The following is a 23,877-nucleotide window of genomic DNA, read 5'->3' as shown; positions in this document are numbered from 1 at the left end:
TTATAAATATATTTTTTTAATCTTATACCTCTTTAATTTCAAAGTAGGAGTCAACATTCCATTTTCTTGGCTAAATTCCTCTTCCAATAATTTAAAATCACCTATTTGTTCTACTTGGGCAAAATGAGCCAATCGACTAGTTATCTTATCTCTATAAAAGCCTTGTACTTTTTGATCGTTTAAATCAAATTCTATTTTATTTTCTTCACACCATTTTTTTAATTGTTCAAAATTTGGGACTATCAAAGCAGATATATGTTTTTGATTGTCTCCGTAAACCATACTTTGAACAATAAATCTACTTTCATTTAATGTATTTTCTATAGTCTCTGGAAAAATATTTTTACCGGTAGAAAGCACTATAACATCCTTGGCTCTACCTATTATGGTCAAAAAACCTTCTTTATCTAAGAAACCAAAATCTCCTGTATGCAGCCACTTGTCTTTGTCTATAATTTCACTAGTTGCTCCATCATTAGCATAATATCCCAACATTACATTTTCACCTTTTATCAAAATTTCCTTATTTTGAGCCACGACTATCTCATTACAATCTAAAGCTTGGCCTACAGTACCAGGTCGGCTATTATTTACTTTATTTACAGCAATCACAGGTGAAGTCTCGGTCATACCATATCCTTCTATAATATCAATGCCCAAATTTTCAAAAAATCTCAAAATTTTTATATCTAAAGAAGCGCCGCCTGATATTGCCAATCTAAGTCTACCCCCCAATATCGCCCTGACTTTTTTTAATACCAATAAATCTAAAATAAATAAAGATAATTTGCTTAAAAAATCCAGTTCATTTTTTCTTTTCAAAACCGATAGCTTGAGAGATTTGAAAAACAACTTTTTTTTGAAATTACTACCTGATTCTACATTGTCAAAAACCTTGCCATAAATCCTTTCAAAAATACGGGGCACACTGTTGATCATAGTCGGCCTAGCTTTTTTGATATCATCTACTATGCTTTTACTGCTTCTGGCAAAATAAATGCTTGATCCAGTAAAAATTGGACAATAATAACCAGCTGTGCGCTCAAAAGCGTGAGAAAGGGGTAAAAAAGAAAAAAATCGATCTTTATAGGTAATATTGACACTCCTTTTGGCTGACTCTGCATTTACTATCAAATTTTTATGAGTCAACATTACGCCTTTTGGATCACCCGTAGTACCAGATGTATATATTATAGTGTGCACATCATCCTCGTCCACATTTATCAAGATATCCTCCAATTTTTTCTGTAAATCCAGTCTTGGCCAGCCAATAATTTTTTCATCCTTTAAATCTAGACTACCACCTACTATAATTATTTTTTTTAAGTCAAAAGATAATATTGTATTTTTGTGTTTATCAAAATACTCACGATTTATAATTAAATACTTGGCGCCCGAGTGCTCCATGACCCTTTTAATATATTCACCATTAAAGGTAGTATGAATTGGCACAACTATAAGACCCAAAGTCGCTGCCGCTAAATCACTGATTACCCATTCTGGAGAATTATCCAGCATCAGAGCTACCTTTTCACCTTTTTGCCAGCCAAAACTTTTCCAATTATTTGCCTGATATAAACGACGTCTATCTAGCTCCCGATAGCTTATTTTTTTGTATTGTTCATCAACTAAATAGGCCAAGGCTGTATGCCTGCCAAATTTATCCACTATCTGCTTGAATCTAACAGCTAAAGTCATATTTGTTATTATATTTTACCACAAAAAACGCTTTTTTAAAAATAAATATTAATTATGATTACCTATAAAATTTACTATTTTTTTGAACAAAAAATCTCGTCTAGTACTCTGGAGAAGACCATGGTCGCTTTTGTCCAAAATAAACAACTCCTTGTCCTGACTGGCAATATTTTCAAACAAAAACTGAGAGCTATAAGGGTGAGACACCTTGTCGTACCGAGAATGAACGATGAGTATCGGCGCTGTAGCCTGCGCTATTTCTTTTTTTGTATGGGTATCAATAAACTTATAAAGCTGATCAACTGATTTTATAGGGATATTGGTTCTCCCTCCCCTTTTTATTATGAGCTCAGCTTCTTCTGGCTTGAGCCACATTTTTTTCAATTTTTTTATACCAAAAAACTTGTACCAGGGCAAAAAAAATCTTTGCCAAAATTCACCGCGCAAATATATAGATGCTCCCAAAGATACAATGCCTTTTATCTGAGGATATTTGACCGACAAACAAATTGAAATATTGGCTCCCAAAGAATGACCTATCATATAGATTTTTTTGTATTTATCCAGATTTTTCAATAAGACACTTTCTACCGAATCAAGCCAATCATGATGACTGGTTTTTTCCAAAGCCTGCTCGGAAGATCCATGGCCGGCCAAAAGAATAGTCTCCACGTCTATACCGCGCTCGGCCAAATACTCAGCCAAATGACGCAAATGATATGGCGAGCTGGTAAAGCCGTGAGTAATTATGGCCAAAGTCTCATTGCCGGATTCAATACGAAAGGGCAAGGCATCTTTGACCACTTCCGGTACTTCAAAAAAAGTTTTTTTGACTTCATTTTTAGTCATCTTTTTTAGCCAGCCTTAAATTTATTTTTTAAAAAATCCTGATATTTCTCATCATTTTTCATCAAATCCTGTATGTTGTCCCTTATCCAGTCGGCTTTTTTGACAGATTTTTCTCTGGCTTTCCAATTGAGATAATCATTTATCTTGCCCGATACTCTCAAAGTATATTTGATATTAAACAAATCCCGGATAGTTTTTTTGTCCAATTTGGTCAAAAATTTTTCCAGTTTATCTGACAAGTCACTATCAGTATAAAATTCTACCAATAAATGCTTGGCCAAATTCCTATTATCTCTCAGGCTGGCCAACGAGCTATCAATTTTGCTACCACTAGGCAAAAGACAAAGCACCTCTTTGCTCTGCGCCAAAGCTAGAGCTGTCAAATATCCAGCCTTAGTATCAAATTTTTGTCCCTGAAAAACAAAAGCATCCACTCTTTCAAGTTGCGTATCTGAAGAGCTACTCAAGCTACTAATGACCTCAATATCTGCCCGCCTCAAGTGATTGATAATTTCTTTGGCGTCAGTGTTATTTAGCTCCTGATTGGTATAAAAATAAATTTTCATATTTACCCCGTTAAATAAGATTTAAGCCTTTTCTTGATATAATATCTACCAAGATATGTTTTTAAATATTTTTCTCTCTTAGTAGCATCTTGTTGATTTAAACAACATTCATAATATATCAAATTTAATGGTCTTCTGTTTTTAGTTGATTCTACTTTAGCTTCTTGGTGTTGCTTAAATCTTAAATTTAAATCTTTAGTATAACCTACATAGAAGTTATTATCTTTCTTACTTTTTAATATATATACATAATGATTCATATTATGATTTAAATTTATTTAACGGGGTGAATTAAACTCACCAATTATATTTTGCTTCATCACATTTTCAAAATCTGGTAGTTTCTTTTTGTTTGACAAGGCCCAAATAGTTTTGATAAGAGCTGAGTTAAAAGTACAACCTGATACAGATACCGCTCCTTTTACAACTGGTACATATCGTGAATTAAAAATTACTGTCGGTATTTTCCAATTATTTATTTTTTTTATTTTGACATTTTCAAGGTTTTGAAAGGGAGATATTTTGATAAATAGCCCGTCGTATTTAGCCATATCAGTTTGCTCAAACTGCCAATCAATACCTGGGATATCATAGATTGCCAAAACTTTGGCTGACATACTGGGATAAATCTCTGTTTTTTTGGTGGAATATTTGAGTCCCGATTTCAAATTTATACCAAAATCAATTTTGGCTAAATAATTACCTTCCACACTGATAAAATTGTTTATACTATCCTGAAGATCTACTATTGCTTTGGTAGAAGCGATTAACCTAGTACCAAACAAAACAGCTGTCTGTGGAAGAGGCTCACAAGCAATTTGAATAGCGTTTATCAAATTGGTCCTTAGGCCTAACCCACCGTGTTTTGATTTTAGTTTATTTATTACTTCTTTTTTGTCTACAAAACTACTGCCGCTGACTTGGGAACTGGTAAAAATAATAGACTTTTTAAAATTCTGCAACAAAAAATTAATTGCTAAAGAGGTGTTGACAAGTTGGTCTATTTTTGTCACTACTACAAAACCATCGGCTGATTTTTCTCTGTCTACAATACTCTTGGCAATTTTCTGCCAGACACTAGTGTCTACTACTTGGTCTTCGCTAGAAATCAAAACTGTTTCTATGTCAGCCAAAATACGCAGCTCTGGCATTAAATCAAACCAATAATCAATGTCTTTTTTTTCATTAATTGCAAAAATACGGCTATCTTTATCCAAAATACAAGTACCGCCAGCTAAGAGTAAATATATTTTTTTATTTGCTTTGGCCATAAAAAATTATCTTTCTTTGGAAAGGCTGATTAATCTAAAAACATAAATATTCATAAAAGCCGTAAATATTGGCCCAAACCATATATAATCCCAATTTTGGAAATAACATAATATTAAATTGAAATAAGAGCCAAATATCAAGCCCATTATTATGGTAAATAATAATATCTTAATCTTATCCTTTAAAAATCCCTCTATTTTATCTAGCTTGTCTACTAAAAAATAAATTGCAAACAAAACTAAAACAAAGAAGAAGATACTATAAATTATGTAAAATGGCTTATAATAATTCATAAACCAATTTGCCAAGTTTGCACTTCTTTCAAAACTAATTATATGAAATTTAGTATAAATTAGTATAGATATTAATATCGAAAAAAACCAAATAAAGTACCTATAATACTTATTTAAATCCTTAATTTTATAAGGAAAATTTAGAGTAAAATAAAATAAAAATACGGCTATCCAAATAGCGGCAAAATACGCTGTTCTATAAAGCAATTGAGCGGTAAAATCATCCACTAAAATCCTAGACAAAAATAATCCCAAAGCCCACAAAAAATTAAAAAAAGTCAGCAGACCAAAATATAAATTTACTTTGTTTTTAAGCCCGCGCGACAACACAAATATACTCATGACTATATTTATGATAGCCGCAATTAACAAAGTTAAATTTTGTAATTGTAAAGTTGTGATCACCATAGTATTTATGATAGCTGTTTAGATTTTTGACTAAAAAATATAAAATAAAAAACTACAAAGTTGATAAATAAAGTAAATAAAGGACCTAGGTGATTATACTGACAATTATAAAAATACATCATAAATAAATTGGAATAACTCCCAACTGCTGTACCAATAATAACCGCGATTAAAATTAATTTTAATTGCACTTTAAAAATACCCTCGGCTTTTTTAATCTTTGAAAATAAAACAGCTATACCAAGAATCATTAATATAACCAACAAAATACTATAAGATGTATAGCTCCACATTTCATAAAAAATCGTAACACCTTGATTAAAAGAAACATCTTGGACAAAAATCTTATAGGCTCCTATACAAAATAAAGTGACTAGACCCACAAAAAAAGTAATTAAATTTTTATAAAGCTTGGGCAATTCAAAAGTTTTATAAGGGAAATAAACAATAAAATAATAAAGACTAACTACTACCATCAAGGCCACCGGATAAACAAAACTGGCAAAAAATCTAGTAAACTCATAGCTAATAGCCAAATTCACCAATATCAGCCCAAGCGCCCATAAAAAATTAAAAAAAGTCAGCAAGCCAAAATATAAGTTTACCTTGTTTTTTATACCGCGAGAAAAAACAACAATACTCATAAGCAAATTGACTATAGCGGCTATCAAGAGAAAAATGTTTTGAATACTCATCCCGTTAGTAAGTTAAAAAATTAAAAGTTGAACAAATTATATAACCATATTATTAAAAATTACGCAAATTTTATATGTTAATACTTTTCAACTTTAAACTTTTGGACTGTTTTCCGCCATATCCTGTTGATGCAAGAGCAGACTACCAATAGCAATGTCTAGATATTTATTTAGCTGTTTTAGAAAATGTATTTTTTGGATAGATACCAGACCATTGTTGTTATTTATAAGTATTGCTCCCAAAAGCTGACGATTATAAAAAATGGGCAACACCAGATCTACTTGCTTTTCGGACAATTCTGACAGCAGGCTTTTCTCAGCGCCTATATATTCTAATTCTGCCTTATTTATAACTTCTCGTTTGCGAGCAAGATAAGAAAGCATCTCACTATTTGTCTTGCTCATCAGTCTCTCGCCTACCGGAAATACCTGATAAAACATATCGACATTTTTTCTTTTGGAAAGAAAAAAATAAATGTCCTGATAGTCCACTATTTTACTTATCTCTCTAGCCAAACGTGAAAATAAAACATCCAGATCACGACTGGAGCGCAAAATATCGGCAATTTTGTTTTCTGAATTTTTGATGTCATTTTCCGGATAGACCAGATAAGCTACAAAAAATTTATTTATCAAGCGAAACAAAAATGGCCCAACTAGAGCAATCATAACCAAAAACAACAAGACATTGCTAGTCACTGAAAAATCCAAATCTGCTACATCAAAAAGCAAAATATAAAGAATATAAAAGATCAAACCTGTAAAAAATAAACGCACAAAATCAATCAGTAAACGATAAAAAGAAATATACAAATCAAAGAATCTATACCTAAAAAGTGCATAAGTAAGAATAGCTGTAAAAAATATAGTGCTATTTACACCCAGATAATATAAGTTGTTCAGACCAAATATTGGCAATAATATGTTAAATATCAATCCGCAAGCAGCTGTCAAAAAAGTCCCTATAAAAATATAATCTATTTGCCGCCTGACTATAGCCTTGGCTTGTTTTCTGTTTTTGATCAAAAAATACATGCCATAACTCATCAATATGATAAAGTAGGCAGCAAAAAACCAATAAATCGGCCCGCCAACATAATATATCCTCTCATCCTCAAATACTACCTGACTGGTATTAAAATCTGTAAACGCAAAAGGCGACATAATAATAGCCGGTAGAAAATACAAAAATTTGCGCCATGGTTTGAAAGTCTGCCATTTATCAAACAAAGAAAAAACCAGCCACAAAAAAGCTGGCGCTAGATAAAGAGTCGGCAAAAGCCCGGCTCTGACAGCAAAAAGAAGAAGGGTTTCTCCTTTGTCAACAAAATATATAATACTAAATAATTCTGTACTCTGCCATAAAATCAACAAAAGCAACATCCAAAAAAACGGCCAGCCTTTTTTTTTATTTTTGGAAAACAAAACATATACTAAAAGACCTACGTTTACTATATATACCAAAAGTAATAATAATGTTGATAAATTCATCCCGTTAGAAATTATAGTTAAATTATTTTTTATTTACTATCTCCCGATAAAATCTCGTGAATTTCTAACGGGATTTATAAAAAAAATTTTAGCCGTCAGCAAATATGCGCCGTCGTATAATTTAATATAGTAATTTTAAGGGTTTTTGTCAATGATTTTATTTTTTAAACAAAAAGAAAAAGGAGGGGGAATTGTCTTGCCACAAGCGCAAGACTCAACCCCCTCCCCATCGCTGAGAAGGACACTGTCAGACTCGAACCGACAACGCTTTCCGAACGAACGGAGCGCTCTGTCCGATTGATGTCTCCCCAGACGATAGTGTGGCGCGGGCTACAGGATTCGAACCTGTGCGACTCCATTTCAAGTGAAGTGCTCTAGCCAACTGAGCTAAACCCGCGACCGAAATTGTGGTACCCCGTATAGGATTTGAACCTATATTACCTGACTGGCAGGTGTCCTGTCCAATTGGACCAACGGGGGGCACAAAAGTGCATTATGTAAAAAAGTACAAAGCTTCAACAAGGTGTCGGAGGCGCCCAATGCCTCGATTGTCAGCCTAGGGACTCGTAAACCCCGGCTAAAAATCCTCCCAAAGGAGCGACACCTCGTTGTGAGGCAAGAAAAATCATCGGGTACCGGGGAATCCACTTTTTCCCAGTCTTTTTGCGCAAGACCTTCTCGCCAGTTAGCCTTGCCGACTCGCTCCCAAAAGAGCACGGTACCCGAAACAGTGGTGGACTGGAGGGGACTTGAACCCCTGTCCTCCTGTCTGCCAGACAGGCGCTCTAACACTGAGCTACCAGCCCACCTATACGGTGACTTCTCAAAAAAACATACCCTTTTATTAAGCGTAAAAATTATCATAGCACATATTTGGCTGTTGTCAAGACCCAACAAAAAAACAGCCTAAAAAGGCTGCCTCAACAAAAATACTTATAAATTCAAATATAATGGTTTTTGACCCTCTGGACTATCTTTGACTTCTATACCCAATAATAACAACTTATCTCTCAATTTGTCAGATAACTCCCAATTTTTTTCCTCCCGTGCTTTTTGACGCTCGGACAAAATAATCAAAGCGTCATCGGGAATATCTAGCGCTTTGGCTGACAAGTTTTCCAAAGACAAGCCCAAAACTTCGTCCATCTTATAAATAGTAGCCAGCTTCTGGCCATCATCCATATCTGAGTCAATCACACTTTGTAATATAGCCAATCCTTTGGCAGTATTGAGATCATCAGACAAAGAATGATAAAAATCCTCCAATATCTGCTTGTCAGCTTTTTTTGGTTTTGGATAATAAGCTATTTCTTTTATAATATTTAATAATCCATTTTTGGCGGCTAGCAAAGATTCCCAAGAAAAATTGAGTGGAGTACGATAATTGTTTTGCAAAATAAGATAACGAAAATACATTGGCGAGAATCCCTTGGCTTTCAAATCTTCAAGAGTAAAAAAGCTGCCTTTGGATTTGGAAATTTTGCCGCCTTCATATTTTACAAAAGCATTGTGTAGCCAATAATTAGCTTGCAACTTACCAGTCACTGCTTCCGATTGTGCCATTTCATTGGGATGATGGACAGTAAGATGATCCATACCACCAGTGTGTATATCAAAAGTATCTCCTAGTTCTATCTGACTCATGACCGAACATTCCAAATGCCAACCTGGAAATCCTAGTCCCCAAGGAGACTCCCATTCCATATCACGAGTTTTATCCTCTGGAGAAAACTTCCAGACCGCAAAATCAGTCGGATTTTTCTTTTCATTATTTTTTTCTACTCTAGCCCCTTCTTGCAAATCTACGTCTTGCAAATTAGCCAATACTCCGTAGTCACTAATCTTGGAAGTATCAAAATACATACCATCTGAAATCTTATACAAATATCCCTTTTCATCCAAAATTTTGGCAAAGGCAATCTGTTCTTTGATAGTCTCAGTTGCTCGCAAAAATTTGTCCGGCTCAAAGATGTTTAGGTTGTGGAGATTGTTGCGAAAAACCTTGAAGAAAAAATCAGCAATTTGCCAGGCTGATTTGCCTGACTGACGCTTAGCTTTTTCCATCTTGTCTTCACCATCATCGGCATCTGATGTCAAATGTCCAACATCAGTGACATTCATAATATGTTTTACCTTGTAACCTTGAGAAATAAATAAGCGCTTCCAAATGTCCCAGATAACATAGGCTGCCAAGTTGCCAATATGTGGATAATCATAAACAGTCGGACCGCAAGTATAAAGACCGAGCTTTTTCTTGGCGATTGGCTCAAATTTTTCCTTTTTTTTGTGTAAACTGTTGTATAAATAAATATCCATATTTCTTATATTTCGGTCATTTTATTGTATCTAGAAAATATACTTTTGTCTATATACTAAAAACCAGCCCATCTTTGGACCGGTTTTTTTGATTATTTCATTTGACCTATCATTTCTACCAAACGATTGGAGTATCCCCATTCGTTGTCATACCAGGCAATTACTTTGACCATATTGCCACCTACTACCTGAGTAAGATTGAGATCCACTATAGATGAACGCTTGTCCCCTATAAAATCAGAAGAAACAACTGGCTCATCAGTCACGCCCAGTATGCCTTTGTACTGCTTGGACTGACTAGCCTTGGTCAAAGCATCATTGACCTGCTTGACAGTGACATTTTTTTTGAGCACAAAAGTAAAATCTGAAAGTGAAACAACAGGTGTTGGCACACGCAGTGACAGACCATCAAAAAGACCCGCTAGTTCTGGCACAACTAGACCAGTGGCAATTGCCGCACCAGTGGAAGTCGGGACAATATTTTGGGCAGCACTTCTGCCTCGGCGCACATCTTTTTTGTGTGGAGAATCAACCAAGCTCTGATCGGCAGTATATGAATGAATTGTAGTCATCATGGCTTTTTCCACACCAAATTTGCTGACCATAATCTGAGCGACTGGGGCAATACAATTGGTCGTACAAGAGGCATTGGAAATGACTTTTTGATTTTTGTAATTATTTTCATTGACGCCCAAAAGGAATGTATCCACTCCTCCACCTTTGGCCGGTGCTGAGATAATCACTTTTTTGGCACCCGCTTTGATATGATCAGCTGCTAATCCATCTTTGACAAAACGCCCGGTGCATTCCAATACTACATCAATTCTCATCTTTTTCCATGGTAATTTTTTTGGTTCAGGTTCGGCTGTAATCTGATATTTTTTACCATTTACATAAATATCATTACCCTTGGCTAAAACTTTTTTATCATATCGCCCATAGACTGTATCGTATTTGAGAAGGTAGGCCAAACTCTCGGCTGAGGCCAAATCATTTATAGCTACTACTTCATATTTGTTGCTAGATAATATAATCTTAAAAGCCGCCCGACCAATACGGCCAAAACCATTGATAGCGACACGAATTTTCTTTTTTACCATATAAATTAGTTTAAAAAGTTAAAAAATCAAAAGTTCAAATTAATAAAAAGTTTTTAGAATAATTAAATATTAATAGGAAAACTAATTAACTAAACTACTTTATAACTTTCAGCTTGAAACTTTCAACTTGCTTATATTATAACAAAAAAGTCATTATTTGACTAACGACCTTTTATATCTAAAAATAAAAATTACCTTTCTGATTCAGAACAACTCTTTTCACATAACTTACCTTCTAGGTAAGGATACTCCACACGAGCCCCATCAATCTCCAACTCCACGGTATGCTTCATAGGATGGACAGATACTACTCTGCCTCTCCCAGCACCAGTTTTAATAATGTCCCCTTCCTTTGGCATTTTTTCCAAATTGTATTTATAAGCCTCTTCTTCAAAACGCAAGCAACATTTGAGTCGGCCACAAGGACCAGTCAGACGGTCAGCCCCACGATGACTAAGCTCCTGATCTTTTATAAAATCCGGAGATACATTGCCGACATCTTCTAGCCACAAGCTGCAACACAAAGGCAGACCACAAGGCCCAAAACCTCCACAGATTTTGGTGGCATCACGCACTCCAACTTGCTGTAACCTAATCTTTTTATGATAAATCCTAACCAGCTCTTTGACCAAATCACGAAAATCAACTCTGGAATCAGACACAAAATAAAAAGTCAATCTTTTTCTATCAAAAGACTCGGCTGCATCTATGAGCTTCATTTCTTTGAGTCCAAGCTTGCGACAAAGTTCACGGCACTCTGTCAAATATTTATGATATAAATCTTTTATATTTTCCCAATCTTGCAGATCTTTTTCCGTAGCTTTTCTGGTCATTTGTTTGACATCTGATATGCTATTTTGGACAAGCTGAGGAGTATTTTTGGAATTATCTTCACTATTATCCTTGGCTCTTGATTCAAATTCATCCCAACCGGTAATCTGACCTATATCTTGACCAAGACTAGTATCTACTACTACAAAATCCCCTACCTGTATATCGGAACTGTCATCGCTAAATTCAGGCAGAAAAAAATATTCTTTGTCTAATCTATGAAATTGTATTTTGACTACTTTCACCCCGTTTTTAATTACTAATTTTTGTACCAATATTATTTTTAGTGACTGCCTTGATCAAATTTTGTGGACTGTATTTGAATACCGTAATTTTGACCTGGTTGTCACGAGCCAAAGCAAAAGCAGTCTGATCCATCACCTCTAAACTTTTTTTGAGAGCTTCATCATAAGTCAAGGTTCTGTACAATTTTGCATTTTTGTACTTAAGAGGGTTTTTGTCATAAACTCCCAAGACATTGGTGGCCTTATACACAACTTCCGCTTGTATTTCCAAAGCACGCAGTATCATATTGGTATCCGTAGTAAAATAAGGATTACCAGTACCGCCCGCAAAAATAACCACTGTCTTTTTTTCTAAATGTTCAATCGCTTTTTGGTAATTTATAGGCCTGACAATTTTTGGCACATAAAAAGGAGACATCACTACTGATTTTTGACCAATACTATTAAGCATTGATTCCAGCGCCAAAGCATTGATATGAGTGGCCATCATGCCCATATGATCAGCTGTAGTTTTGTCAATTTCCGCTCCTTTGATCATCCGGCCACGAAAAATATTGCCACCGCCAGCTACGACAGACACTTGATAGCCAAGATTGACTAGTTTTTTCAGAGATTGGGCTAGACTTTTTATTTCTTTAAAATCCAAATTTGATTCAGAACGGGCATTGCCCATAGTCTCGCCTGATGTTTTGATAACTATTCTTTTTTTCATACAAATAATACTTATATTTTTATTTAATATTATTATGGCAAATTGATTGGATAATAGCAAGTATCAAAAAACCCCGCTTTATTGCGGGGCTTTATGGTTTATTATAATGAAAAATACCCAAACTTTTCTATCACTGCATTATTGTCTTGAGCAAACTGCTCTATAGATTTTTTATCATCTTTTACATAAGGCTGTTTGAGCAAACATACCTCACTATAAAACTTGTTTACTTTTCCAAGACTAATTTTGGCTATCATATCAGCCGGCTTGCCTTCATTTTTGAGCTGCTCAGCATAAACTTCTTTTTCTTTGTCCAAGACATCAGATGGGACTTCTTCCGGCTTTAGATATTTTGGAGCAAGGGCGGCAGTATGCATAGCAATTTCTTTGGCAATTTCTTCTTGGCCACTGGACAAGACTACAACCGAAGCTACTTTTTTATTGGAATGAAGATAGGTACCAATGGTATTGCCTTCAAAAATTTCTGAAAATACCAATTGCAGATTCTCACCAATTTTTACAATCAATTCATCTTGAATATATTTGGTAGCCCAATCTGAAAAATTATCTTTTCCCATTTCTAATAGCTTGGCTGACAATTCAGATACAGCGTTTTGAAAATCTTCATTTTTGGCTACAAAATCTGTTTCACAACCTAGTCCTACCAAAGCCACTTTTTTGTCACCAGAAGAAATAGCAATTACACCTTCTTTGATTTCTCTATCAGATTTTTTGGCAGCAATCTTCTGTCCTTTTTTTCTAAGGATTTCAATAGCCTTTTCTCTATCACCGCCTGCTTCGTCCAAAGCAACTTTGACGTCGCTCATGCCAGCGCCAGTGATTTGTCTTACTTCTTTGATAAGTTCAAGTGACATAGTTTTGTTTCAAATTAAAAGTTAAAAAGTGTAAAATCTTTTACTACACTTGATAGCATTTTACAAAATCTCATTAAACTCTAGCTTTTTTGACAGCATCAGCCAAGAGGCTAGTAATAATTTCAATTGATTTGAGTGCGTCGTCATTGGCCGGTATTGGATAATCAACCAGTTCTGGATTGACATTAGTATCAACCATAGCAATGACCGGAATTTTCATCTTATTGGCTTCGGCAATAGCGGTTTTTTCTTTTTTGATATCAACTACAAAGATTGCTTTTGGCAAATTTTTCATTTGTTTGATACCACCGACATTCTCCTGAAGCTTTTCCATTTCTTTTTTGAAAACTACTTGTTCTTTTTTAGTATAAAGATCCCAAGTACCATCTTCTTCTTCGCGCTCCATTTTTTCCAATTTTTTGGTAAGTTTGACGATATTTTCAAAATTGGTAAAAGTCCCACCCAACCAGCGACCAATAATGTATGGCATACCACAACCAATGGCCTGTTCTTTTACAATTGCCTTGGCTTGTTTTTTGGAGCCGACAAATAAAATAAGGCCTCCTCCTTTGGTCAGCTTGGTCACAAAATCAATAGCTTTTTGCAGACCTTCTACGGTTTTTTGCAAATCAATGATATGTACTCCGCCACGCTGGCTGTGGATATAAGAAGCCGCTTTTGGATATCTTTTGGAAGTCTGATGACCAAAATGGACACCACTCTTCAAAAGTTCTTCTAGTGTTGGTAAACTCATATTTCTTTCCTTTCTAGCCTCGCCAAAAGCGGGCTTTACCCGTATTTTACTGATTTTAGCGCCCCAAAATGGGGAAGGATGCCAAAATCACAGGCAAAATACTTGTTGACCCCGTTAAATAATCCGCCTAGCGGATTAGCCCGTTGGGGATTTAACGGGGTGAATTAAAATTAAACAGACATTAATTTAACATAAAAATTCAAAAAAAGCAAGGCCTAAATACATCATTGACAAAAAAGACAAAATTAGTTTATATATACTAGTTAAAGTTATTTTACATCCGCATAAGATAAGGGGTAAAAACATAGGTTACTTTTCCGGAAGACATCAACACCTTCTGTACCCTCCGCATCTGCTAAAACCCTGACTCAAGGAGACAAACCATGAAATCCGTTCTACTGACCATCCTGTCGGCTTTTACCATGCTGGCTATAGCCTTATTCAACAGCCAGCCTGTCGTGGTCGGCTTGGGCCTGACCATCGTCGGGCTAACCTTTGCCCGTCCGCTGACCAACTGGCGCGAAGTACTGGCCATGGTGCTTTTGGGCATCAGTGGTCCGCTGATGCTCCTAGACTACAATTGGTTGTCTATTCTGCCCAGTCTGGCCGGCATAATGTTGATCGTAGCCACTATTGGCCAGCAAAATGATGGCTTTGTACTGCTAAAAGTATCCATCGGGGTCACTTGGGTCAGTTGGCTTTTTGTCAATTCATCTTCGTTGGCCGTGCCTCGGGTCTGTGTACTATCCGCTTTTCTCATGGGGCTGATGAGTTTAGTCATGTTTTTAGGGTTATCCCTACCAGACTACCCGACCGAACACTACTACACCGAACAAGGAGATTGAGATGTGCCAAAGCTGCCAGGCTTTTAGTCCTTCACTGAAAGCCAAACCCTGCCTGATTCAAGGACAGTGGTGCAAAGTGCACCAGTCCCACGCCGAAGACGGCGACACCAAGTGCCGTCATATCCAACTCCAGACCTCGAAGGCCGACCAAAACCCCGCCACCAAGATCCGCGTCCAGAACAACTAATCAAGGAGGAAAGACTTGGAAAAAAGAATCCCCGTTGACGGCAGCTTCTGGCGACAGAAGATCACTTTTGTCGAGGACTATACTGTCCCCGGCAACGATGGTGACATCAAGATCCCGGTCGGTACCCAAGGCACCATGCTCAGCGTACCCACCGTCACGCACATCATCATCGACGAAGCGAATAGCAACTGCGTAGTCGGCTTTGACCTGATGGTGCGGGTGGCCGTTCCCCTGGTCCCCCGCCCCTTTGAGGTGGACATCAAAAACCTCGTTCTCAAGAGGATTTGATGACCATACCTTACCAGCCCCCGCCGCGCCAAGCGCGGCGGGGGCTCTTTTTTTTCATACCCCCAGCTTACCAGCAGACAGGTTGACTTTTTATGGACTTTCTGCTATTGTGTTGTAGTATCAAATTTTAAAAATACTATGAAAAAAGATATTCACCCAACTTATTATCCAGATGCAAAAGTCAGCTGTGCTTGCGGACATGTATTTACTATTGGCTCTACTGTCAAAGAAATACACGTAGAAATCTGCTCTCACTGTCATCCTTTTTATACTGGAAAAGAAAAACTGGTAGATACTGCCGGACGTGTTGATAGATTCAAAAAAATCAAAGAACAGCAAGTCAAAGCAGCTAAAACTAGAAAAGGCAAGGCTATCAAAAAAGCCAAAGCAGCTGAAAGAAAATTGGAAAAAGAAAAAGAAAAAGTAAAAGCTGAAATCAAAGCCAATACTGAAGCTTCCAGCAAAAAGAAACCAGCTGCCAAAAAAGTCAACAAATAACTACACAAACTTTTACAAAAAAGCTCTCTTAGATTTATAGGGGCTTTTTTGTTATAATAAAAGCGACAAAAACATCCTGAATCAGGAACAAAAATATATGACCATAGATATAAAACAAATTGAGGAAAAAATAAGCGAACTAGAATCTCAAATGCAAAAACCTGAGATTGTTTCTGATAACCAAAAAATGTCACAACTTGGCAAAAAATATTACGAAGCCAAAGAAACTCTGTCTCTTGCTCAAAGTCTAGAAAAAACTAGACATGATTTGGAGAGTCTACACTTGTCTCTACAATCAGAAAGCGACGAAGAAATGATTGCTCTGACTCAAGAAGAAATAAATGCCTTGGAGAAAAAAATACAAGATGACGAAGAAAAATTGGACGAAATAATAAATCCAGATGATCCAAATGACAAAAAAAATATAATCTTGGAAATCAGAGCTGGCACCGGTGGTGATGAATCAGCCCTTTTTGCCGCCAATTTATTTCGCATGTACTCACGCTTTTGTGAAAATATGGATTTTAAAATAAAAACTTTGTCATCAAATCGTACTGAGATTGGGGGCTTCAAAGAAATAATTGCTGAAGTAAGCGGTACTAATGTCTACAAACATTTCAAATACGAAAGTGGTGTCCACCGCGTGCAACGTGTACCAGAAACAGAAAAAGCCGGACGTGTCCACACCAGCGCCGCTACCGTAGCGGTCATGCCGGAGGCTGAAGAAATTGATTTAAAAATTGAAGCTAAAGATATCAGGATTGATACTTTCTGTTCATCTGGGGCTGGTGGACAATCGGTCAATACTACCTACTCAGCTGTACGTATCACTCACCTACCAACCAATACTGTAGTATCCTGCCAAGACGAAAAATCTCAAGGACAAAACAAAGAAAAAGCCATGTCAATCCTCCGCTCACGTATTCTAGCCAAACTAGAAGAAGAAAAACTGGCCAAAGATGCCGCCCAAAGAAAAAGTCAGATTGGCACAGGAGACCGCAGTGAAAAAATTCGTACTTACAATTATCCTCAAGACAGAGTGACTGACCACCGCATCAAACTGACACTGCATAATATGGATAGCATCTTAAATGGTGACTTAATGCAAATTATACAACCACTATGGCAAGCAGCCAAAGATCAAAAAAAACAATAAAAGAAATACTGCAAAAATCAGCTGGCCAACTTGAGCCAGCTGAACTTGATGATCTTTTAGCTTTGTCTCTAAAAAAATCCAAAGAATATATCTACAAAAATCCTGATAAAAAAATAGGCCCCGCGGCTGTCAGAGCTTTTTATAAATTAATCAAAAAAAGACAAGATAATTGGTCACTAGCTTATCTAAAAGGCTACAGAGAATTTTATGGGCTCAAATTTTTGGTCTCCAAAAATACTCTTGTCCCCCGCCCTGAAAGTGAATTGATAGTTGAAGAAGCGCTAAAAAATATAAAAAAAGAAAATAGTATACTAGATATTGGCACAGGTAGTGGCTGTCTGATTTTGTCCATAGCCAAAAATAATCCAAAAACCTCCTCTTATACAGCTGTTGATATATCTGATAAAGCTCTTAAAACTGCCAGAACCAATGCGCGCAAACTTGGTTTAAGTAAAAAAATCAAATTCCTAAAATCCAATTTACTCAAAAATATAAAAGCTCAAAAATTTGATATTATAATAGCCAATCTCCCTTATCTGACACCAGAACAACTCAAAGAAAAATCTATAAAAAAAGAACCAAAAATAGCTCTCTTGTCAGGCAAAGATGGATTAGATCATTACCGAAAAATGTTTGGCCAAATAAATACCTACTTAGCCAAAAAATATCTAGTGCTTATAGAAATAGATCCCCAACAAAAAAAGGCTATAGAAGAAATCATAAGTGAAAACATGCCTCTTGTAAAAATCAAATTTATCAAAGATCTGGCTGGCCACTTCCGAGTAGCCAAAATCACCAACTAGTTGACAAAAAACAATAAAAACACTATACTCTTTCGTTCTAGTGTTTTTTTCTTTTCCTCGAGCAAGGAGGCTCTCCATGCATATTTGGGTAATCTTCTACGGCTCGCCAGTGTCTACTTTCAGATACGATTCTGAAACTGACCTGTCAGTCGGCCAGGAAATCAAAGTAGAAAGGCTTGGAAAATTCCGTATCACCAAGGTCCATAAAAACGAAGGCAGCCATGTACATTCGGCTGCCGCCAAAAAGATCGACCCCGCATAGGCAAACTGTGCGGGGTCTAATTTTTTTTATTCTTCTGTCACTTCTTGAGATTCTATATCACTTATTGCTTTTGGTGCTAGAAATTTAGTATCACTAGAAAAAAATACCAATTTTGATCCACCATCAGCTAATTTGATAGTCAATCCGCTATCATTAATTGACAATATCTCACCATTGATACGAGCGTTGCCACCAAGTCCTGCTCGATTAACATTGCCAGCAGTAGCACCACTATCCATAAGCTGTTCTCTCCTAGCTTGCCTCTCCTCTTCGCTCATATTTTGAAAATCTGGACGACTTGCCCTATCAAAATTTGGCTGGTCAGTATTATTAATGTTGTTAGTAGGAAAGTTTTCTTTATTTTGATCAGGCACATTGTTTACCATATCAGGCGGGTCAAAATTTTGAAATTCCTGTCCATTGGGTATTAAAATAATACTAGTTGCTACAATACTTCCCTCTGAATTTTCCTCCCCCATAACACTTACTCGCTCACCCAAAACAAATTCGCCAACTGATACCTCATCAAAATTTTCCTGCCAGCTATTATCTGGTTGAATGTTGGTATTTGTCTCAGAATTATTTATTTTATTTTTTGAACAACCAGAAAGAAAAAATAAACCTAATAAAATAAAAATGTAAATAAAATGATTTTTCTTCATATTTTTTAAAATAAATTATTCATAACGCAAAGCTTCTATAGGATTTAATTTAGCAGCTCGTCTAGCCGGATAATAGCCAAAAACAATGCCAATAAAAGCTGACACACCAAAAGCCAAAAGTACTGAGAATAAAGTAACTGCTGTAGTAGTACCGCTCAACTTGGTAACTATAATTGAAGCCAGCCAACCTATAAAAATTCCTATAACACCCCCAATAAAAGTAAGAGCAACGGATTCAGCTAAAAATTGAATACTAACATCATTATTTTTCGCACCCAAAGATTTCCTAAGCCCTATTTCTCTGGTTCTTTCCGTGACAGTAGTAAGCATCATATTCATAATACCAATACCACCCACTAAAAGAGAAATACCAGCTATAGCCCCCAAAAGCAAAGTCATAGTATCTGTCACCGAAGTAGCAGTATCTATAATATCCGCCTGATTAACTATACTAAAATCAGCCGCTGTTGGATCAACAATATTGTGTCTAGCAAGTAATAAACTATTAACTTGTTCTTGGGCTGAGGTCATTAAATCACTCTCCGTTATCTGAATATTTATATTACTTAGTGATTCGCTACCAGTGATATATTTCATAGCAGTGGAGAGTGGCACATAAATAATATCGTCCGCATTGGTAAAACCACTACCTCCTTTTGATTCAGTCACACCAATAATAGTAAATTCTGTATTATCAATTCTGATTTTTTGTCCTGTTGGGTCTACATTCTCACCAAATAAATCATCTCTAGTAGTCGGACCCAAAACAGCTACCTTTGATAATTTTTTATCATAATTATCATTGATAAAATTACCAGACTCCATGCTAATACTCTTTATAGTGCCATAACTTTCTGTCACCCCATAAATACTAGTATTGGTATTTGTACCAGTCGTGGTCTTGATCTGTTTTCTTGAAGTAACTGTCGGAGCGATAGCATCAGCCGAACTGATAGCTTCAGCAATTGCTGTAGAATCATCCAAAACCAAAGTAGTAGCTGAACCAGATCCACCTCTGGCGACTTGACCAACTGAACGCTGCGATCCGGGCATGACAATTAAAAGATTTGAGCCTAGCGACTGAATATTGGCTTCAATATTTTTTGCCGCACCCTGACCGATAGAAATCATAGTAATAACAGAACCAATGCCTATAACAATACCTAAGATAGTCAAAATTGATCTTGATTTGTTTGACGAAAGGGAAAAATATGTTTCTTGGCTTAAATCAGAAAATAACATAAAATTATTTATCTTTTAATAATTCATTATTAGTACTTTTATCAGATATGAGCTCCCCATCTCTTATTTCTATAATCCTATCAGCATGTTCCGCTACATAACGTTCATGAGTAATCAATACAATAGTGTGGCCTTTTTCTTTATTTAATTTTTTGAAAGTTGAAAGCACAATATCTCCAGTTTTAGTATCCAAATTACCAGTCGGCTCATCAGCCAAAATAATGTCCGGCTCATTGACTAGCGCCCTGGCAATAGCTACTCTCTGCATTTGTCCACCTGACAGCTGATTTGATAAATGGTGCCAACGATCTTTATCAAGACCAGATGCCATCAAAGCTTCTTCGGCCATTTTTATCCTTTTACTCTTAAGGATTTTAGTATTATATATCAAAGGTAATAGAACATTTCTGAGCACACTTGCCCGAGATAGCAAATTAAAACTCTGAAATACAAAACCAATTTGTTGTGACCTAATATCAGCCAAATCATCATCACTAAATTCCAAAATATTTTTTCCGTTCAAAATATAGCTACCGCTACTTGGTCTATCTAAAGCTCCCAAAATATGCATCAAAGTAGATTTACCAGAACCTGATGGACCAATAATAGCTACAAATTCACCTTTTTCTATTTTAAAAGATACGCCTTTCAAAACTTTTAGCTCACTATCTCCAGTTTTGTATATTTTTACTATATCTTTACATTCAATCATATATTTTAAAATGCCCTAAGCATCATCCTCTCATCTGGTCCGGATTGACTACCACTGGTATTGCTAGATGAACCACCTGAACTGATTGTCTGGGTCACTACTTCCTGAGTTTCTTCCAAACCATCAATAATTTCTATCATCGTGTCATTACTTAGACCAGTGGTTACTGTCTGACGCTTTATCTGACCATTATCCATTATCTCCACATAACTACTAGATCCTTGCGTTTTTACCGCCCCAATAGGTATTAACAAAATATCTGTTTTAGATTCTATAATTATATTTACACTAGTACTCATACCTGATTTTATTCTATCATCCTGAATATCAAAAACAATTTTTACACCATAGCTCACTACTCCCTGATTCACTTCACCAATAGCATCTACTTCAGCTACTTCACCTGTTACTGACAAATCCTCCACCGCATCAAAAGTGAGTGTGACTTTTTGACCGACCTTGACCTGAGCGGCATCAATTTCATTCAAAGTAATTTCCGCAATATTTTGTTTGGTTATCAAAGAAGCTATAGCTGAAGAACCAACGGTATCACCAACTACCACATCAACTGAGGCAATCACACCATCAAAAGGCGCTTTGATAGAATGATCAGCTAAATCCGAACTAGCCTCCAAAAAAGAATTATATTTTTGTTGAACGCTTAATTGTTTATTTTTTATTTCTAGAGTTGTAGCTCCAGCCAAAAGATCATCTAAATTTTGTTGCTTGGCGACTAAATTTCTCTCAGCAGATGCTAAATCAAGAGGTTGGTTTTGTTTCAATTCCTCAAAATTTTCCTTGGCATCATCAATACTTTGTTTAGCATTGTCTAAACTACGCTCTACAGATAATAAACCGCTTAAATGGCTATTAGCTTGAGAAGTATAGCTAGCTAGCGCAGATTGATATTGAGTAACTTGACTATAAACGGACAAGTTTTTATCAATACGATACTCTACCCAAAAATCAAGCATATTTATTTGACTTTTCAAAGCATCAGAAATTTTCTTAGCTGTATCTATGCTCTCACTTAATAGATTTTCTATAGTATCCTTATTAGAATAACGGCTAATATCTCTATAGTTATCAAAGCTAACATCATAACTATCTTTGGCTGATTGATAATTGTTTTCAGCTACATCTATGTAGCTTTCAAAACGCGATCTTTCATCATAATGATTGTTGTTGAAAGCATTTTCTAAGGCATAATTATTGGAAATATTATTTATAGTCACTTCACTGTCAGCAATTTCATCACTAAAAAGTACCGTATTTAATTCCGTCAAAATATCTGGAAAATCCAAAAAAGCATCAGATATGTCATTGTATATATCATCATATGAATCCTCAAGATCTTTTTCAGCGTCTGTAATATCTTTTTGCGCCTGATTATAATCCTGTGTTTGATTAAACTCTAATTTGATCAGACTATCCTGGGCATCAGCCAAAGAATTTTTGGCTGAGAGTAAATCAGAATCATCAGGCGGTGCCAAAAGCTCATCCAATTCCAACTTAGCATTTTCGTAGGTGATTCTAGCATCATTATACTGTCTATAAGCATCGCCGCTATCTATTTTGGCCAAAACATCGTCTTTTTTTACTTCCTGACCAACTGTCATGCTGACAGCTATCACATCTCCCGATACTTTTGGCTTAATATCTACCTGGTTAGATGAAGATACTTGACCACTGCCACTGACACTAGAAACTAACATGCCTTTTGAAGCAGTTTGGGTCACATAATTTATACTTGCTTCGGTCTTGTGTAAACGACCATAAAAAAAATAACCGCTGCCTGATAAAACGACCAAAACAAGTAAAGAAATAATCTTGTGTTTCCAAATAAGGATAAATGGATTTTTAAATTTCATAATTTTGATTAGCAAATAAAATTAAAAGGGCCAAAGGAGGCGGTTGAGTTTCTCATTCTGACCCTTTTAATTTTACTCAACCTCTCCTCTTATATACTATACTACGCTAAAATTATAAATTTATTTCAAAAAACCCCTAAACATTGATGTTTAGGGGATAAATTATTCTATAATAAAGGATTCTGTACTAGGCACTACCTCTATCCAGGTTTTACCTGGTACAAATTCCATAGGATTTCCATCATCCTTATAAAAATAAGTATAACCATCTTTGTACTGCCAAGTGCCAGTCTGGTATCCGTACGGATTGACTAGATAGGCTATTCCGCTAGTTTTATTATCCATACTGCGTCTTTCTTTGTCATCTATAATCCTAGATTTGGCCACTTGAACAAGCACATTTTTGACAGCTATCTGCTGACCATTTTCATAAAGATGTTTTTCATCACCCTGCCATCTCTGATACACATTGAGTGCTTCATTGAATTTCCATTCTACTTTGTAATCATTGGATGAAAAATCTACTATAAATGACAGTGGTGGCATATATGATCTTTCTTTGGGATACTGGTCCGGAAAATCTACATAAGTAAAAAATGTTTCTCTGTCTATATTGGCCACATCTTTTATCTCCCCTATTCTCAACCAATTTGAAGATGAGGTAAACACATTATGAGGTGCGTCAAGATTATTGTCGCGCCAAAAATAAATTTCACTAGCCCCAATCTGATCAATATTTATAAAATCATATTTGGAAATATTAGTCAGTGCCTCTGGACTGCCACCAACATGCATATAAACTCCACCATACTCCCCGGCCCAGTCCATAAAATATGGTCTAGCCGACCTAACTGGTCCAATCTTTTCAAGCGACTTAGTGCTATCAAAAACTCCCATTATTCTGGTGATGTTGCCTTCAGCTAATGCCTCATAGACGATATCTGCTCCAGACAAACCCTGCTGAGGTCGGACATTATATGAATTGTCAAACATGATAGAAATAGGAAAAAAATCAGCTTTCTGCTCCAATCCAGTCAAAGGATTTCTCTTAAAATCAGACCTATTTTCTTCCTGTTTTTGCTCTGTTGGCATAGAGACAGCTTGTTGGTCTTTAAATAAGTCTCTCAAGCCCAAATATAACAAAATAACTGCCATAAAAATGACAGTTATTAATAAATATATTTTTATTTGATGATTTAACATTTAACCCGTCAAATATTTGCCCTGCAAATACCACAAAATGGTA

Annotated in this window: 25 protein-coding genes and 3 tRNA genes; 6 read left to right on the top strand and 22 right to left on the bottom strand. The window is 36.0% G+C overall.

Annotated elements, in window-relative coordinates; all coding sequences use genetic code 11:
- From KKH39_02910 to rpsB, 17 genes are all read right to left on the bottom strand, one after another.
- Positions 1-1,698 (bottom strand): long-chain fatty acid--CoA ligase, encoded by a 1,698-nt coding sequence (locus tag KKH39_02910; protein ID MBU1202964.1) that lies wholly within the window; start codon positions 1,696-1,698, stop codon positions 1-3.
- A gap of 48 nt (positions 1,699-1,746) precedes the next feature.
- Complete coding sequence (locus KKH39_02905) at positions 1,747-2,547, bottom strand: alpha/beta fold hydrolase (protein MBU1202963.1); 801 nt, start codon at positions 2,545-2,547, stop codon at positions 1,747-1,749.
- A gap of 5 nt (positions 2,548-2,552) precedes the next feature.
- Entirely contained in the window at positions 2,553-3,113 is a 561-nt protein-coding gene (locus KKH39_02900; GenBank protein MBU1202962.1) for a hypothetical protein, read from the bottom strand.
- Between the two features lie 2 nt (positions 3,114-3,115).
- Positions 3,116-3,373, bottom strand: a complete 258-nt coding sequence (locus KKH39_02895) for a GIY-YIG nuclease family protein (GenBank protein MBU1202961.1) — start codon at positions 3,371-3,373, stop codon at positions 3,116-3,118.
- Between the two features lie 18 nt (positions 3,374-3,391).
- On the bottom strand, positions 3,392-4,384 hold the full coding sequence (locus KKH39_02890; GenBank protein MBU1202960.1) for an asparaginase: 993 nt from the start codon (positions 4,382-4,384) through the stop codon (positions 3,392-3,394).
- Between the two features lie 6 nt (positions 4,385-4,390).
- Complete coding sequence (locus KKH39_02885) at positions 4,391-5,020, bottom strand: hypothetical protein (protein ID MBU1202959.1); 630 nt, start codon at positions 5,018-5,020, stop codon at positions 4,391-4,393.
- 71 nt (positions 5,021-5,091) lie between these two features.
- On the bottom strand, positions 5,092-5,781 hold the full coding sequence (locus tag KKH39_02880) for a hypothetical protein (GenBank protein MBU1202958.1): 690 nt from the start codon (positions 5,779-5,781) through the stop codon (positions 5,092-5,094).
- Between the two features lie 93 nt (positions 5,782-5,874).
- Complete coding sequence (locus KKH39_02875; protein ID MBU1202957.1) at positions 5,875-7,272, bottom strand: hypothetical protein; 1,398 nt, start codon at positions 7,270-7,272, stop codon at positions 5,875-5,877.
- Between the two features lie 321 nt (positions 7,273-7,593).
- Positions 7,594-7,669 (bottom strand) — tRNA-Ser (locus KKH39_02870).
- Positions 7,670-7,680: 11 nt separating this feature from the next.
- A tRNA-Leu gene (locus tag KKH39_02865) sits at positions 7,681-7,752 on the bottom strand.
- A gap of 251 nt (positions 7,753-8,003) precedes the next feature.
- Positions 8,004-8,078 (bottom strand) — tRNA-Ala (locus KKH39_02860).
- A 127-nt stretch (positions 8,079-8,205) separates the two neighbouring features.
- On the bottom strand, positions 8,206-9,588 hold the full coding sequence (cysS, locus tag KKH39_02855; GenBank protein ID MBU1202956.1) for a cysteine--tRNA ligase: 1,383 nt from the start codon (positions 9,586-9,588) through the stop codon (positions 8,206-8,208).
- A 92-nt stretch (positions 9,589-9,680) separates the two neighbouring features.
- A complete protein-coding gene (gene gap / locus KKH39_02850) occupies positions 9,681-10,688 on the bottom strand; it encodes a type I glyceraldehyde-3-phosphate dehydrogenase (protein ID MBU1202955.1) in 1,008 nt (335 codons plus the stop codon).
- 191 nt (positions 10,689-10,879) lie between these two features.
- On the bottom strand, positions 10,880-11,764 hold the full coding sequence (locus KKH39_02845) for a hypothetical protein (protein MBU1202954.1): 885 nt from the start codon (positions 11,762-11,764) through the stop codon (positions 10,880-10,882).
- A gap of 7 nt (positions 11,765-11,771) precedes the next feature.
- Positions 11,772-12,476 (bottom strand): UMP kinase, encoded by a 705-nt coding sequence (gene pyrH / locus KKH39_02840; GenBank protein MBU1202953.1) that lies wholly within the window; start codon positions 12,474-12,476, stop codon positions 11,772-11,774.
- Positions 12,477-12,577: 101 nt separating this feature from the next.
- Complete coding sequence (gene tsf / locus KKH39_02835) at positions 12,578-13,351, bottom strand: translation elongation factor Ts (GenBank protein MBU1202952.1); 774 nt, start codon at positions 13,349-13,351, stop codon at positions 12,578-12,580.
- Positions 13,352-13,424: 73 nt separating this feature from the next.
- A complete protein-coding gene (rpsB, locus tag KKH39_02830) occupies positions 13,425-14,105 on the bottom strand; it encodes a 30S ribosomal protein S2 (GenBank protein MBU1202951.1) in 681 nt (226 codons plus the stop codon).
- 383 nt (positions 14,106-14,488) lie between these two features.
- Between rpsB and KKH39_02825 the strand changes: the two genes are divergently transcribed.
- The 6 genes from KKH39_02825 (at position 14,489) to KKH39_02800 (ending at position 18,144) form a co-directional block, all read left to right on the top strand.
- The gene (locus KKH39_02825; protein MBU1202950.1) at positions 14,489-14,950 is read left to right on the top strand and encodes a hypothetical protein; all 462 of its coding nucleotides are present in this window, start codon (positions 14,489-14,491) and stop codon (positions 14,948-14,950) included.
- 202 nt (positions 14,951-15,152) lie between these two features.
- A complete protein-coding gene (locus KKH39_02820) occupies positions 15,153-15,425 on the top strand; it encodes a hypothetical protein (protein MBU1202949.1) in 273 nt (90 codons plus the stop codon).
- Between the two features lie 138 nt (positions 15,426-15,563).
- Positions 15,564-15,923 carry a 50S ribosomal protein L31 gene (gene rpmE, locus KKH39_02815; protein ID MBU1202948.1) on the top strand — a complete coding sequence of 120 codons (360 nt, stop codon included), beginning with the start codon at positions 15,564-15,566 and terminating at the stop codon, positions 15,921-15,923.
- A gap of 97 nt (positions 15,924-16,020) precedes the next feature.
- The gene (gene prfA, locus KKH39_02810) at positions 16,021-17,079 is read left to right on the top strand and encodes a peptide chain release factor 1 (GenBank protein ID MBU1202947.1); all 1,059 of its coding nucleotides are present in this window, start codon (positions 16,021-16,023) and stop codon (positions 17,077-17,079) included.
- The gene (gene prmC, locus KKH39_02805) at positions 17,046-17,882 is read left to right on the top strand and encodes a peptide chain release factor N(5)-glutamine methyltransferase (GenBank protein MBU1202946.1); all 837 of its coding nucleotides are present in this window, start codon (positions 17,046-17,048) and stop codon (positions 17,880-17,882) included. The genes prfA and prmC overlap by 34 nt, the downstream gene beginning before the upstream one ends.
- A 109-nt stretch (positions 17,883-17,991) precedes the next feature.
- On the top strand, positions 17,992-18,144 hold the full coding sequence (locus KKH39_02800; protein ID MBU1202945.1) for a hypothetical protein: 153 nt from the start codon (positions 17,992-17,994) through the stop codon (positions 18,142-18,144).
- Between the two features lie 26 nt (positions 18,145-18,170).
- Here the strand turns inward: KKH39_02800 and KKH39_02795 are convergent, their stop codons facing one another.
- The 5 genes from KKH39_02795 to KKH39_02775 form a co-directional block, all read right to left on the bottom strand.
- Positions 18,171-18,806: a hypothetical protein gene (locus KKH39_02795; protein MBU1202944.1), complete on the bottom strand. Its 636-nt coding sequence runs from the start codon at positions 18,804-18,806 to the stop codon at positions 18,171-18,173.
- Between the two features lie 15 nt (positions 18,807-18,821).
- The gene (locus KKH39_02790; protein MBU1202943.1) at positions 18,822-20,048 is read right to left on the bottom strand and encodes an ABC transporter permease; all 1,227 of its coding nucleotides are present in this window, start codon (positions 20,046-20,048) and stop codon (positions 18,822-18,824) included.
- Positions 20,049-20,052: 4 nt separating this feature from the next.
- A complete protein-coding gene (locus KKH39_02785) occupies positions 20,053-20,760 on the bottom strand; it encodes an ABC transporter ATP-binding protein (GenBank protein ID MBU1202942.1) in 708 nt (235 codons plus the stop codon).
- Between the two features lie 5 nt (positions 20,761-20,765).
- Positions 20,766-22,631 (bottom strand): efflux RND transporter periplasmic adaptor subunit, encoded by a 1,866-nt coding sequence (locus tag KKH39_02780; GenBank protein MBU1202941.1) that lies wholly within the window; start codon positions 22,629-22,631, stop codon positions 20,766-20,768.
- Positions 22,632-22,793: 162 nt separating this feature from the next.
- A complete protein-coding gene (locus KKH39_02775) occupies positions 22,794-23,834 on the bottom strand; it encodes a DUF3048 domain-containing protein (GenBank protein MBU1202940.1) in 1,041 nt (346 codons plus the stop codon).
- Positions 23,835-23,877 lie beyond the last annotated feature (43 nt).

The sequence above is a fragment of the Patescibacteria group bacterium genome (assembly GCA_018819405.1).
In the GTDB taxonomy this organism is placed as follows: domain Bacteria; phylum Patescibacteriota; class Patescibacteriia; order UBA1558; family GWA2-36-10; genus XYD1-37-29.
Note: the sequence above shows the minus strand (reverse complement) of the source record. Positions and strands in the feature narration are given on the sequence as shown.

Coding starts and splice junctions, on each gene's coding strand:
- KKH39_02885 (MBU1202959.1), bottom strand. CDS start 5,020: ATGAGTATATTTGTGTTGTCGCGCGGGCTTAAAAACAAAGTAAATTTA.
- pyrH (MBU1202953.1), bottom strand. CDS start 12,476: ATGAAAAAAAGAATAGTTATCAAAACATCAGGCGAGACTATGGGCAAT.
- KKH39_02900 (MBU1202962.1), bottom strand. CDS start 3,113: ATGAAAATTTATTTTTATACCAATCAGGAGCTAAATAACACTGACGCC.
- KKH39_02910 (MBU1202964.1), bottom strand. CDS start 1,698: ATGACTTTAGCTGTTAGATTCAAGCAGATAGTGGATAAATTTGGCAGG.
- KKH39_02795 (MBU1202944.1), bottom strand. CDS start 18,806: ATGAAGAAAAATCATTTTATTTACATTTTTATTTTATTAGGTTTATTT.
- KKH39_02825 (MBU1202950.1), top strand. CDS start 14,489: ATGAAATCCGTTCTACTGACCATCCTGTCGGCTTTTACCATGCTGGCT.
- gap (MBU1202955.1), bottom strand. CDS start 10,688: ATGGTAAAAAAGAAAATTCGTGTCGCTATCAATGGTTTTGGCCGTATT.
- KKH39_02780 (MBU1202941.1), bottom strand. CDS start 22,631: ATGAAATTTAAAAATCCATTTATCCTTATTTGGAAACACAAGATTATT.
- rpsB (MBU1202951.1), bottom strand. CDS start 14,105: ATGAGTTTACCAACACTAGAAGAACTTTTGAAGAGTGGTGTCCATTTT.
- KKH39_02775 (MBU1202940.1), bottom strand. CDS start 23,834: ATGTTAAATCATCAAATAAAAATATATTTATTAATAACTGTCATTTTT.
- prmC (MBU1202946.1), top strand. CDS start 17,046: ATGGCAAGCAGCCAAAGATCAAAAAAAACAATAAAAGAAATACTGCAA.
- KKH39_02785 (MBU1202942.1), bottom strand. CDS start 20,760: ATGATTGAATGTAAAGATATAGTAAAAATATACAAAACTGGAGATAGT.
- rpmE (MBU1202948.1), top strand. CDS start 15,564: ATGAAAAAAGATATTCACCCAACTTATTATCCAGATGCAAAAGTCAGC.
- KKH39_02875 (MBU1202957.1), bottom strand. CDS start 7,272: ATGAATTTATCAACATTATTATTACTTTTGGTATATATAGTAAACGTA.
- KKH39_02890 (MBU1202960.1), bottom strand. CDS start 4,384: ATGGCCAAAGCAAATAAAAAAATATATTTACTCTTAGCTGGCGGTACT.
- cysS (MBU1202956.1), bottom strand. CDS start 9,588: ATGGATATTTATTTATACAACAGTTTACACAAAAAAAAGGAAAAATTT.
- tsf (MBU1202952.1), bottom strand. CDS start 13,351: ATGTCACTTGAACTTATCAAAGAAGTAAGACAAATCACTGGCGCTGGC.
- KKH39_02790 (MBU1202943.1), bottom strand. CDS start 20,048: ATGTTATTTTCTGATTTAAGCCAAGAAACATATTTTTCCCTTTCGTCA.
- prfA (MBU1202947.1), top strand. CDS start 16,021: ATGACCATAGATATAAAACAAATTGAGGAAAAAATAAGCGAACTAGAA.
- KKH39_02895 (MBU1202961.1), bottom strand. CDS start 3,373: ATGAATCATTATGTATATATATTAAAAAGTAAGAAAGATAATAACTTC.
- KKH39_02880 (MBU1202958.1), bottom strand. CDS start 5,781: ATGAGTATTCAAAACATTTTTCTCTTGATAGCCGCTATAGTCAATTTG.
- KKH39_02905 (MBU1202963.1), bottom strand. CDS start 2,547: ATGACTAAAAATGAAGTCAAAAAAACTTTTTTTGAAGTACCGGAAGTG.